The organism is Weissella fangxianensis, from assembly GCF_024718545.1.
Taxonomy (GTDB): Bacteria; Bacillota; Bacilli; order Lactobacillales; family Lactobacillaceae; genus Weissella; species Weissella fangxianensis.
Genome location: NZ_JAMXDB010000015.1, coordinates 24310 through 37201, shown reverse-complemented (window position 1 = coordinate 37201; position 12892 = coordinate 24310). Strand labels below are relative to the sequence as shown.

Annotated in this window: 8 protein-coding genes, 2 tRNA genes and 1 pseudogene; 3 read left to right on the top strand and 8 right to left on the bottom strand. The window is 39.6% G+C overall.

What is annotated here, in order from left to right:
- Positions 1-2 precede the first annotated feature (2 nt).
- Entirely contained in the window at positions 3-95 is a 93-nt protein-coding gene (locus NGR58_RS05715) for an IS3 family transposase (RefSeq protein ID WP_407077141.1), read from the top strand.
- Positions 96-180: 85 nt separating this feature from the next.
- Here NGR58_RS05715 and NGR58_RS05710 read toward each other — a convergent pair.
- The 5 genes and pseudogenes from NGR58_RS05710 to NGR58_RS05690 all read right to left on the bottom strand — a co-directional run.
- Positions 181-429, bottom strand: a pseudogene (locus NGR58_RS05710) (metal ABC transporter solute-binding protein, Zn/Mn family); the annotation flags it as partial.
- A 366-nt stretch (positions 430-795) separates the two neighbouring features.
- Positions 796-2583 (bottom strand): ABC transporter ATP-binding protein, encoded by a 1788-nt coding sequence (locus NGR58_RS05705; protein WP_258088646.1) that lies wholly within the window; start codon positions 2581-2583, stop codon positions 796-798.
- A complete protein-coding gene (locus NGR58_RS05700) occupies positions 2573-4300 on the bottom strand; it encodes an ABC transporter ATP-binding protein (RefSeq protein WP_258088645.1) in 1728 nt (575 codons plus the stop codon). The genes NGR58_RS05705 and NGR58_RS05700 overlap by 11 nt, the downstream gene beginning before the upstream one ends.
- Positions 4301-4463: 163 nt before the next feature.
- The gene (gene hflX, locus NGR58_RS05695) at positions 4464-5780 is read right to left on the bottom strand and encodes a GTPase HflX (protein ID WP_407077147.1); all 1317 of its coding nucleotides are present in this window, start codon (positions 5778-5780) and stop codon (positions 4464-4466) included.
- Positions 5758-6429, bottom strand: coding sequence for a histidine phosphatase family protein (locus NGR58_RS05690; RefSeq protein WP_258088644.1), 672 nt, complete (start codon positions 6427-6429; stop codon positions 5758-5760). The genes hflX and NGR58_RS05690 overlap by 23 nt, the downstream gene beginning before the upstream one ends.
- A gap of 211 nt (positions 6430-6640) precedes the next feature.
- On the opposite strand from NGR58_RS05690, the gene NGR58_RS05685 reads away from it, so the two are divergent.
- Together NGR58_RS05685 and NGR58_RS05680 are read left to right on the top strand one after the other, a co-directional pair.
- Positions 6641-6712 (top strand) — tRNA-Glu (locus tag NGR58_RS05685).
- A 35-nt stretch (positions 6713-6747) separates the two neighbouring features.
- A tRNA-Glu gene (locus tag NGR58_RS05680) sits at positions 6748-6819 on the top strand.
- A 149-nt stretch (positions 6820-6968) separates the two neighbouring features.
- Here NGR58_RS05680 and NGR58_RS05675 read toward each other — a convergent pair.
- From NGR58_RS05675 to NGR58_RS05665, 3 genes are all read right to left on the bottom strand, one after another.
- The gene (locus tag NGR58_RS05675; RefSeq protein ID WP_258088643.1) at positions 6969-7799 is read right to left on the bottom strand and encodes an exodeoxyribonuclease III; all 831 of its coding nucleotides are present in this window, start codon (positions 7797-7799) and stop codon (positions 6969-6971) included.
- A gap of 105 nt (positions 7800-7904) precedes the next feature.
- Positions 7905-10598, bottom strand: a complete 2694-nt coding sequence (gene adhE / locus NGR58_RS05670; protein WP_258088642.1) for a bifunctional acetaldehyde-CoA/alcohol dehydrogenase — start codon at positions 10596-10598, stop codon at positions 7905-7907.
- Between the two features lie 375 nt (positions 10599-10973).
- The gene (locus tag NGR58_RS05665; RefSeq protein ID WP_258088641.1) at positions 10974-12890 is read right to left on the bottom strand and encodes a copper-translocating P-type ATPase; all 1917 of its coding nucleotides are present in this window, start codon (positions 12888-12890) and stop codon (positions 10974-10976) included.
- Positions 12891-12892: the final 2 nt, after the last annotated feature.

The window sequence follows — 12892 nt, the reverse complement described above, 5'->3', positions numbered from 1 at the left end:
ATATCTATTACTACAATAATAAACGGATTAAAACAAAACTGGCCGGAAAAACTCCGGTTCAATACCGAAATCTTTCCGACCAGCTAGTTGCTTAAACTTCTCTCCAATTTTTGGGGTTCAGTTCATTAGGTTATTTATAATCCCAACCACCTTTTTTTACTTTAAAAATATATCAAATACTTATTCTTTTCCTAACACACCATCATGAATTTTGTCGATATTCCACTTAACCATGTCATAGTATGTGTCTCCTTGGGTCCCCTTCTTAGCCAATGAGTCTGTATAGATCTTTGAATGGATTGGCAAGCCAGTTTCCTTTGAGACTTGGTTCATTGACTTTGGTGAAACAGAACTTTCAACGAACAATGATTTAACTTCCGATTGATCAATCTTAGCTAATACTTGCTTCATTTGTTCTGGCGTACCTTCGTAACAGGTTTTCTAAAGCTAAGCAATAAGTTTTCTTGAATGAAAAACAGTTCACATAACACCAACAAATACGTTATTAATAACCTAAAAAGCCAACTGAATAACCCTTTTCGCCAGTATATAGATTCAAACAATCATCGTAAGTGCTGCCAGCGAGACATTTATCGACTGACTAAGTACTATTTATGACATATAAAAAACCTGTTACCGATCAACAAATCAGTAACAGGTTTAGCAATTAAAATTATTTTAACAAACTAAATTTATTTTAAATTTATGTGAATTCATGATCGTCGTAATCCGTTTCACAAGACGAAAACGACACTAAAATATTTTAATACAATCACTTCTTAGCACATTTTCCGACTAATCAAAGACCATTTGATTCTTATACAATTCAGCATAGAAACCATTTTGTGCCAATAGAGTTTCATGGTTACCTTGCTCGATAATCCGACCATCTTTCAACACAACAATCTTATCAGCATTCAAAATAGTCTTCAAACGATGAGCAATGACAAAACTTGTCCGGCCAGCAATGACATTATCCATTGCTCGTTGAATTTTTTCCTCGGTCACTGTATCCACGTTAGAAGTTGCTTCATCTAAAATCAACAAATCTGGTTGCGTCAAAATCGTACGAGCAATTGACAATAGTTGCTTTTGTCCCGTAGAGAACACAGAATTTTCATCAGAAACTTCTGTCTCATAACCATTTTCAAGAGTCATGATGAAATCATGAATATTTGCTTGCTTGGCAGCGTCAATGACTTCTTCATCCGTTGCATCAGTTTTTCCAAAGACAATATTATCACGAACTGTTCCCGTAAATAATACTGACTCTTGCAAAACAATGCCGACATTATCACGCAATGATTTAATATTCATATCACGAACATCAACATCATCAAATAGGACCGCACCCGATGTCACATCATAAAAACGATTCAATAAATTCATGACCGTTGTTTTACCTGACCCAGTTGGACCAACTAGCGCAACCATCTCGCCCTTCTCAACATCAATATCAATGCCATGAATAATTTCACGTTCTTCATTGTAGCCAAAATGAACATCCTGTAACTTGATATTGTTTTTCACACCATCAAATTGCGCCCCATCCTCATGTTTGTCTTCTTCATCCTGGTCAAAGATAACATTCAAACGATGCACACCAGTCATCGCTTGTTGCATCATATTATATAATGAGGTAATTTGCGAAATGGGTTGGAAGTATTGTTGTGAAAATGAAACAAAAGTGACGATCAGTCCTAAGCCAGCGGCACGCGAAGCCACATCTCCAGTTAACGCTAACTTGGCACCGAAGAAAATAACAATCGCCAAATTAAACAACCCTAGGCCCTGCATAATCGGATTAAGAACACCTGACCAAGCTTGTGAGCGAACCATAGCTCGGCGAACTTTTTCATTATGTTCAACAAAGCCGTTGATAGAATCTTCCTGTAGACCATTCGTAATAATGACCTTTTCACCATTAATTTGTTCATTAATGTAACCATTCAAATGACCCACTTCAGCTTGTTGGATATCAACATATTTCTTCGCCTGAATCATAATGACAATCCCAACAATGATAACAAGCGGGGTTGTCGCCATCGTTGCCATCGCCATTTTAGGACTCTCATTAAACATCATCCAGATAACACCAATAAACATCACGACTTGTTGCAAAATTTGGAACAAGGCATTATTCATGGCGTTAAAAATGTTATCTAAATCTGATGTAAAGCGAGATAAAATCTCACCGTCCTGATGATTATCAAAATAGCGTATAGTCATACGTTGTAATTTAGCAAACAAGCCGGTACGCATATCATTGACTGATTTAGGGGCCACAATAGCTTGTAGCAACCCATTAAGAAATAGCGAAATTAAAATCATCAAAGTAAACAGACCAAACAGCAATAACGCTTGATGGAAATCACTTAAACTCGCCTGGCTTTTAGTTACCGGATTCAGATAGGTCATCAAATATTTTGATAACTCGGTAATTGAGCGTCCCATATAAACGGGTGCTTTAACTTGCAACCACGTTGCTAAAATCGTTAATACCAAGATAAAGAACAAAGCTACTTTAAAATGTTTCAAGTAATGGGCAAAGAATTTTGCAGACTCTTTAACATTATTCTTCATTATTCTTTGCCTCCTTTGCTTTTTGCGTTGCATAGATTTCTTGATAAACTGGTGAAGTCTGCATCAATTCTGAATGTGGTCCGTAAGCAACCATTTCACCATTATCCAAAACCAAAATATTGTCCGCATTAATCACTGAAGAAACTTTTTCGGCAATAATAAACGTTGTCGTGTCACTTAATTCCTCATCTAATGCTTGCTTGACTAACTTTTCAGACCGAGCATCCAATGCTGACGTTGAATCATCTAGGATCAAAATCTTTGGCTGACCAATCACACCACGTGCGATTGACAAACGTTGTTTTTGACCACCAGAAAAATTAGCTGAGCGTTCCTCAACAGCATGTTCATATTGATCATCATATTGTTCCACAAATTCCGCTGCTTGCGCAATGTTGGCCGCCCGCTTCATATCTGGTAATTGTGCGGTCTCCATACCTTGGCGCAAATTATCAGCAATTGTTCCAGAGAACAATGTCGCTTTTTGCAATACAAAGGAAACGGTCTCACGTAATGAATGTTCATTAACATGTTTTAAATCGACGCCGCCGACCTTCACCGTTCCAGCGCTTGGGTCATAAATACGTGGAATCAACTGTGCCAAAGTCGATTTACCTGATCCTGTAGCACCAACAATCCCAATCATTTCACCTGGCTCTGTTTTAAAGGTAATATGCTTTAATGTCGGTTGATCATCATCTTGATAGGTAAATGACACATCATCAAATTCAACTCGACCATCCAAATCTTGTTCGTTTTCATTATCATAAGTAAAGGTTGGCTTGGTATCCATAATTGATTGAATACGACCCATCGATACAAATGCACGCGTTGCAAATGACATCATCATTCCACCAACAATAATGGCATTCATGATAATCATAATATAATTTGTAAACCCAGTGATTTGCGCTAGTAACTCAGGTTGTGTATTTACCATATTACCAACTGTGTAAATCGCAACGACCATTAGACCTTGGCCAACAAACATAAAGGCTGGCATGATCATCGCAAAAAAATAACCAATTTGAATGTTAACATCACGCAACTCATTTGAGACATTTGTGAAGCGTTCTTCTTCATTGGCTTCTTGATTGAATGACTTAACGACCCGCATACCTTGCAAATTTTCTTTCGCCTTGGCATTAACTTTGTCCATCAACCATTGGATCTTTCCAAAGCGTTTTCCCAAATTCTTAACAACAAAGTACGAAATACCGCCGACCAGGATGACCATCAAAATGATGATCCACCATAACTGCGGAATTGATCGTACTGCTAAAATAAAGCCACCAATAAATAAGATTGGCATACGCATTAATGGCTGTAATACAAGCATTAATACGTTTTGAATTTGGGTCACATCATTCGTTAGTCGAACAACTAAGTTTCCAACTGAAAATTTTTCAATATTTGAAAATGAAAATGTCTGAATTTTACGATAGGCACTTTCACGAACATCCGCTGAAATCCCCTGTGATGCCCGGGCGGCAAAAATCGTATTCAAAATACCAGCAGCCAATCCAATAACTGCCAGTACCAACAATTGCGCCCCAATCTTATTCACTTTCTCCATATTATCATCAGTAATTGCTTGCACAATATTACTGAGTAATGTTGGTTGTAGCAACATCGCCACTGATGCGATAGCAACCATCAAAATAGCAACTGTCAAATCAAGTTTATAGCGCCCGATAAAAGGCTTGAGCAACTTCATTTGCTTTCCTCCCATTAACCTTATGTTTTATCCGTTTAGTACGCCATTGTATCACTTTTGTGCTGACAATTGTCAAACAACTTCACAAAGCAGCAAAAATCATTTTGGCCCATAATAAAAAAGATCGAGACATTTTTGTCCCAATCTTTTTGATCCTACAATTTTACTTGTTCATTTCATATTGTGAAAAACGAGCCGCTTGAATTGGTGTCAATGTCACTGTCAAAATCGTGCCAGTTTCATCATAGTCTAACTCATGAACCGCTGCTTGCTCGTTCAATTCATTAACAACCTGTCCTTCATCAAATGGGACATGTAGTGTTAAGGTAACATAATCAGAGAAGATATGTTCTTTTATCACATCTACCAATAAGTCTTGTGATGCCCCATCAGTTGCAGACAATATCAATGTATCAGCTGCCCGGTCAGGGTATGCTTGCTCAGGTATTTTATCGGCCTTGTTGTACACCGTAATCATCGGTACATCCCCAACGCCAATTTCTTTTAGCGTTGCAGTCGTTGTCGCCATCATCTCTTGATAATGTGGATCTGAGTAATCAACAACTTGCACTAGTAAATCAGCATCCGCTGCTTCAGCTAACGTTGCGCGAAATGCTGCTACTAAACCATGGGGTAGCTTCGAAACAAACCCAACGGTATCAGACAATAAGAAGTTCTGCTTGTCTGGTAATTGGATTTTGCGGACTGAAGTCTCTAAAGTTGCAAACAGCATATCTGCTTGGAAAACCGTCTTATCTGGCTTTTCGCCAAAACGCTCAAGTAGCCCATTCATAATGGTCGACTTACCGGCGTTAGTATAACCAACCAAGGCAACATTACGAATGCTCTGTTTAGCCCGATGTGCGCGACGTGTTTCATCATCTACTTCAATGTTAGCCAATTCAGCTTGCAATAATGATATTTGATGCTGAATATGCCGGCGATTAGTTTCCATTTTTGTTTCACCAGCACCACGACTCGTGAAACTACCACCGCCACCACCAGTTTGTTGATCAAGTCGAATATTCATCGATGTCCGCAAACGAGGCAGTTGATATTTTAATTGCGCAATCGCAACTTGTAACTTTGCCACTTTGGTTTTTGCTCGTGAAGCAAAAATATCCAAAATCAACGCCGTACGATCCATAATATCAGCAGATGTACCAGTTTCTAAATTACGAATTTGTGATGGTGATAATTCATCATTAGTTACCACCATATCGGCATCATAGTATGTCAAAGCTTCCTTTAGCTCTGTCACTTTACCTTTACCAAAATATGTGGAAGCATTGGGCTTCTCTAATTTTTGAACAATCTGACCGACAACTGTCATATTATTAGCCGCAGCTAAGTTAGCCAATTCCGTCATTTCATAATCAAAATTTTCATTTTGTTGATCGAGACCAGCTAAAATTACCTGACGAGTCGGTTGCTGTTCATTTTCTATCATATTATTCTTACCATTTTGTTGTTGTGTCATTATATACCTTCAGTTTCAAGTCATCATCGGTTACTTCCCAAACCGTAATCGATCCGTTTAACGGTTTTTCCGCAGCTAATTCATGTGATGCATAATGGTCAACCAAATTACGAATCAATGTACCGTGTGAAACAAGTAAAACATTTTGACCATCGCGTGTGTTTCGACGTAGCATTTCTAAGCCTTTATTAACACGGGCCCAAAATGTTTGTGCATCTTCAGCATCATCAGTTGGATCAGCTGTATGCATCGCATCCATGACTTCATCTTGACTCAGATTTGCCATAATATCGCTGTATGTATCAATATCCTTTAACCCGTTTTTTTCTGCAATTAACTGTGAACTTTTCGCACTTGGCAATCCCTCAAAGAAACCGAAAAATTGTTCACGAAATTGTTGTAGTTGCTCTGGCTCTGTTAAATCGCCACTTTGCTTGTTACGTGACAGGACGAACTCCGCTGTCTGAATCGCACGTTGTAGGTCAGAAGAATAGGCAGCATCAAAACGAATATTCTCTAAGCGGTCACCAGCAGCGTATCCATCTGCAATCCCCTTACCGGTTAGTGGTGCATTACTCCACCCTTGCATACGTTCGTAATGATTAAAAATTGTCTGTCCGTGACGTACAAGATATAAATTGAATGACATTGTTCTGACTCCTCTTCACTGTTCACATTTTATTTTGTAAGCTATCAGTTAATATTGTAACATTAACTCTTCTATTCCTCATTAACTTAACGACCACACTTGATTTAAAAAAATGCAAATAATACACAATATTTATTAAACAATCATATTGACAGAAGGATTGTTTCACTGTATAGTTAATTATTGTTGTTAAGACAAGGATGATAGTATTGGCCCAATGGTCAAGTGGTTAAGACGTCGCGTTCTCAGCGCGGAATCCAGGGTCCGACTCCCTGTTGGGCTATTTTATTAGATAGCTTTGCTACAATTTATCATCATGGCCCAATGGTCAAGTGGTCAAGACGTCGCGTTCTCAGCGCGGAATCCAGGGTTCGACTCCCTGTTGGGCTATATATTAGAGATCATACATAGTGATTACACGTTAAAAGATTGAGACATAAGAAAATGTCCCAATCTTTTTTGCTAACCTGCGAATAAAAAGTTAGCGACCTGATATGGCTTTATTTTTGTCACACCAGGTCGCTAGCTTTTATTTTTTATTACAAACTAAATCCATCAGCCATTTCTAACTTGATTGGGGCATGATCCTGACGTGCCCCTGTATCAATCACTGATAGTTCACTGATTTGGTCAGCTAACCGGTTAGAAGTTAAATAATAATCAATCCGCCAACCAGAGTTATTGATTTTCGATGTTTTTGAAATTTGCGCCCACCAAGTATAAACCCCTGTCTGATCAGGATGCAGATAACGGAATGTATCTGTAAAACCAGCATCTAATAATTGACTGAAATGGGTCCGTTCCTCATCAGTAAAGCCAGCCTTCTTATGGTTAGACTTTGGATTCTTTAAATCAATCTCTTGATGAGCAACGTTAAAGTCACCTGAAAAAATAACTGGCTTTTTAGCATCTAGCGTCTGGATGTAGGCGCGATAAGCATCATCCCAGGCCTGACGATCGCCTAAACGTGCCAACCCACTACCAGAGTTTGGGGTGTACACAGTTGATACATAATTATTTTCAAACTCCAGGGTAATAACCCGTCCTTCAATGTCCATTTCACCAGGTGCGCCAATCACTGGCATATCTACACTGATTGGTTCATGGCGTGTTAACATCATGGTTCCTGAATAGCCTGAACGTCCTGTACTCATTCGTAAATACCGGTAGTAATTTGGAAATAATTCATCCAAGGCTGTTTCCTGCTTTTTAGTCAATCCAGTTGCTTTTAGTTTTGTTTCTTGAATCGCCAGCACATCAGGGCGTTCTAGGGCAATGTTTTGCAACACTTCCCAGGTCATCTCACCACGTACTGACTTATGCTCAACAGCTGCATTGATACTATCAATATTCCATGATATAAAATTCATTTTGCCACCGTTCCTCTTTGAAAAATCATTTTTATTAATTATAACAAAAAACAAGCCCAGACTAACGGACTGATTTGTTAGTCTAAGCTTGCTTCATATTAATTATTAAAATTGATCCCTCAGCAATTGTTCGATTTCATTCAAACGTGGTTGACGTGGGTTTCCTGGCGTTGTTTGATCATTGTAAATCAAGTCCATCAAACCTGAAAGATTACGATCAAAGTCTTCCTTCTTCACACCATTACCAGAAAGCGTCAAATCCATATTCAACTTTGCAGCCAAATCCTTGATCTTATTAACTAATGCTTGCACCAATTCAGCGTCATTCTTACCAGTCAAACCAATGTGACGGGCGATATCAGCATAATCTTTTTGAGCTGTATACGTCTCATAACGTGGGAACGGTGTCCGCTTCACATTACCTGACACACCATTAAACTTAATAACATGTGTCATCGCAATTGAGATCGCTAATCCGTGAGGCAAACCGAAAGCGCCACCAGTCTTGTGGGCAATTGCATGGTTCAAACCTAAGAAGGCATTTCCAAATGACATACCAGCTAAGGTTGATGCATAGTGCATCTTTGAACGAGCAAGTTCACCTTCCTTAGTTGGATTCTTTGCATCGTACTTGTATGATTCTTCAAGATAATCAAAGATTAACTTGATCGCCTGCAACGCCCATGGACGAGTAAACTCTGAAGACATTACTGAAACATAAGATTCTAAGGCGTGTGACAAAGCATCCATACCTGAATAAGCAACTGTACGACTAGGCACCGTCATAACAAACTCTGGGTCAACAATTGCGACTTGTGGCGTTAACTCATAGTCGGCCAATGGGTACTTAACATGGCTGTCATCATCAGTAATCACCGCAAATGGTGTGACTTCAGATCCAGTACCAGAAGTTGTTGGAATAGCAACCATTTGCGTTAAGCGTTGATGCTCAAACTTAACAATACGCTTACGGATATCCATAAACTTTTGTGCTAATTCTTGGAACAGCTTCTTTAGTCCTTCATCATCATACAAGATATCAGGGTTAGTTGCTGAATACTCATATAAGAAGCGGGCAATCTTACCAGCATCAAGTGCTGAACCACCACCTAGAAGTACGACTGTATCTGGCTTAAAGTCAGCCATTTGGCGGGCAATTTCAATTGCTTGTGAGATAGTTGGATCAGGGCTTACTGAACCATAGAACGATGTCTTGACCTGATCTTCACGTAGTGCAAATTGATCCAAAATCTTATCAACAAAACCAAACTTTACCATACCAGGATCGGCCACGATAAAGGCACGGTCAACATCTGGCAACTCTTGCAGATAAGTAATCGCATTCGTTTCGTAGTAAATATCCTTTGGCAAACGCACCCATTGTGGACGATTACGACGGCGAGCAACTGTCTTAACATTTAACAGATCATAAGTTGATAGATTATGCGACAATGAATTCTTCCCCCAAGTACCAGTTCCAAGTGTTAGTGATGGTCGCAAAGCGTCTGTATAAATGTCCCCGACACCACCGATTGAATCAGGTTGGTTTACTAGGATACGTGATGCTTCGACACGATCGGCATATTCTTTTACAAACGGATCGTCTTGTGCCCCAATTTGAATAGCCGCATTGTGACCAGCCCCTTGGTAGTTCAATAATGCGCGCACAATTTCAACTGCTTCATCACGATCCTGTGCCTTATAAATTGACAATAATGGACTCAACTTCTCAGATGATAATGACTCACCAATGCTACGCTTCTCAAGCTCAAATAGTAAGACATCCTTGTCTTCTGGTAACTTCAAACCAGCTTGTTCGGCAATCCAACGACCTGAACGTCCAGCAACCGGTCCAGTTACGCCATAGCCTTCGCCAGTTGGCTTGAAAACAAAGTCAGAAATCTTTTGATAATCCTTCTTTGGTGTTAAGTAAGCCCCTTGCTCTTGCAGTTTCTGTACCATTTCATCGTAAATTGATGCATCGATAACGACTGAATTTTCTGATGCACAAATCATACCGTTGTCAAAACGCTTTGATAATAATAAGTCAGAAACAGCACGATCAACATTAGCTGTCTTATCAACGTAAACTGCACCATTTCCAGCACCAACCCCCATTGATGGATTTCCAGAGTGCAATGCTGCGTTGACCATTGATGGACCACCCGTTGCCAAAATTGAAGCAATCTTCGGGTTCTTAATCAATGCGTTTGTCGCATCAATTGAAGGGGTTTCGATCCATTGAATAAAGTTTTTAGGTGCCCCGGCTGCAACCGCGGCATCATAGACGATCTTAGCCGCATGAACAGAAGACTGTTGTGCCTGTGGGTGGAAGGCAAAGACGATGGTATTACGCGTCTTAGCTGTTAACATCGACTTGAAAATAGCTGTTGATGTTGGATTGGTCGTTGGGACAATTCCTGCTAAGATACCCAGCGGTGCCACCAATTCGACCTTTCCACTGACCTTATCTTCTGAAATCACACCAACTGTTTTATCATTTTTAATCGCATTATAAACAGATTCTGATGCAAAACGGTTTTTAGTATCTTTATCTTCAATAACACCACGTCCCGTTTCGTCATAAGCTTCGTGAGCAAGTAGCAAAGCATTTTCAGAACCAGCTAAGGCCATGGCTGCGACAATCTTATCAACTTGCTCTTGCGTGTAAGTTTGAAATTTTTGTAGAGCAACTTCTGCCTGGTCGACTAACTTATTAGTCATTTCTTCAGCAGCTGCATAATGAGCTGCTTTTTCCTCAGGTGTCAGTGTCTTCTTCTTTTTAGTCGTAGTAGTCATTATATCTACCTCTCAAATTGTTTGAATTCGTTAACCTTGCTCAACTTTTAACAATGTTAATTATAGCAAACACACCTTGTATGTCAACACATAGAAATGTAATTTACCAAGCTTTCATCGTTGTTTTCACTATTTTTCACAAACTTTGTAAATGTTAAAAATGCCGACTTTGCTCATTTATTAACAAATGAAGCGCTTACAAATTTTGGCGTTTTTAAATAGTAAACAAGCCAAATATTTAAAAAAAAGATTGGAACAAAATAACTGTTCCAATCTCCTTATGCTTAAAGCACATTATACACAGGTTTATAATTTTTAAACATAAATACGTTCCAACCAAATTTAAGACACTTTTTTCTGACTCTCAACCCATATTTAACTCGTCGTGAGTTTTGATTGGCCAAGTAATACTGAACTAATCACAACTGACAACGAACTAAGCGCCATCGCAACACCCGCAATTTCTGGACTTAGAATAAAGCCGAAACCATAGAATACTCCGGCCGCAACTGGAATTCCTAGCACATTGTACACAAAAGCCCAGAAAAGATTTAATTTGATTCTGCCAAATGTCTTTTGACTCAAAGCTAAGGCAGTATCGACATCACGCAAATCATTTTTGACCAATACGATCCCACCAGCATCAATTGCAACATCTGTACCAGCTCCCATGGCAATACCAACATCTGCCGTAGTCAAAGCCGGGGCATCATTAATACCATCCCCAACAAAGGCCACCGAATAGTTTTCCTGTAATTTTTTAATTTCATCGGCTTTTTCCGCTGGCAGCACATCGGCAATCACATCATCAATGCCAACTTCATCAGCAATTGCTTGCGCAACTTGTTGATTATCACCTGTTAGCATAACCGTTTTTAAACCACGCGACTTTAACGCAGTAATGGCTTTTTCAGATGTCTCTTTCGGTGTATCTTGAATGGCAATCAGACCAATAACTTGTTGCCGTTGACCAACTAAGACGACGGTTTTGGCTTCTTTTTGCAATTGCACCATCTGCTGTTGCAGCTGATCATCAATGGTTGCATCCTCTAATAGCCGACTATTACCGACAAAGGCACGTTGCCCATCTATAGAGGCCTGCACACCTTTTCCAGACAAAGCTTGAAAATCTGAAACTGCAGTCACATCAATTTTTTGTGCTTGCGCTTCCTCAGTAATTGCTAAAGCCAATGGATGTTCCGAACTAGCTTCTAGTTGCGCAGCTAGTGTCAGCACTTGTTTTTCATCCCCAACAATATCTGTGACCTTAGGTTTACCAACAGTGATAGTGCCAGTTTTGTCGAACACCACTGTATCCACGGCATTAACTTTTTCGAGTACTTCTCCATTTTTAATTAAAATACCCATTTTGGCACCACGACCAGTCCCCACCATCAAGGCTGTTGGGGTCGCTAGGCCAAGAGCACATGGACAGGCAATCACGACAACCGAAACGGCGAAAATTAATGAATTTGCAACATCATGACCAATAAAAACATACCAAATCAAGAAGGTTAGGATAGCAATCATCAACACGACGGGCACGAAAATATCAGATACGCGATCCGTTAATTTTTGAATCGGTGCATGACTAGATTGTGCTTTTTTAACTAACGTAACGATTTGGGCTAACATTGTTTGGTCACCCACTTTTTCAGCACGAAAGACAAAAGTCCCTGTCATATTAATGGTTGATCCAATCACGTCATCACCAACTTGTCGGGTGACCGGCATACTTTCACCCGTTACCATCGACTCATCCACGGTTGACGTTCCCTCAACAATTTTACCATCGACTGCTATTTTCTCTCCGGGACGTACCCGAACCAAATCATCTGTCGCTACTTTATCTAATGGTAAACGCACAAATTTTCCATCACGTTTCACTTCAGCATCTTTTGCCTGCAAGTCCATCAACTTCTCAATCGCTGAAGAGGCATTATCACGCATTCTCTCTTCAAGAACTTGTCCAAGCAAAACAAAGGTAATGACAAAGGCAGCACTTTCAAAAAAGACCGCTTTACCGGTAAACATCGCATAAATACTATAAACATAAGCGGTACCTGTTCCAACAGCAATCAGCGTATCCATATTTGAGTGATGCTTTTGAAAAGACGACCAGGCACTCGACAAAAATGGCCGAGCAGAAATTAACATAATCACTGTCGTTAAAACCAACATCGTCATTTCACCACCTGGCAGCATCCAATTTGTAAACGGCATGACAATCATGGCAATTAACATTGGCAATGACAGAATTAATGATATCCAAAAACGTGTGGTGATTTTCATAT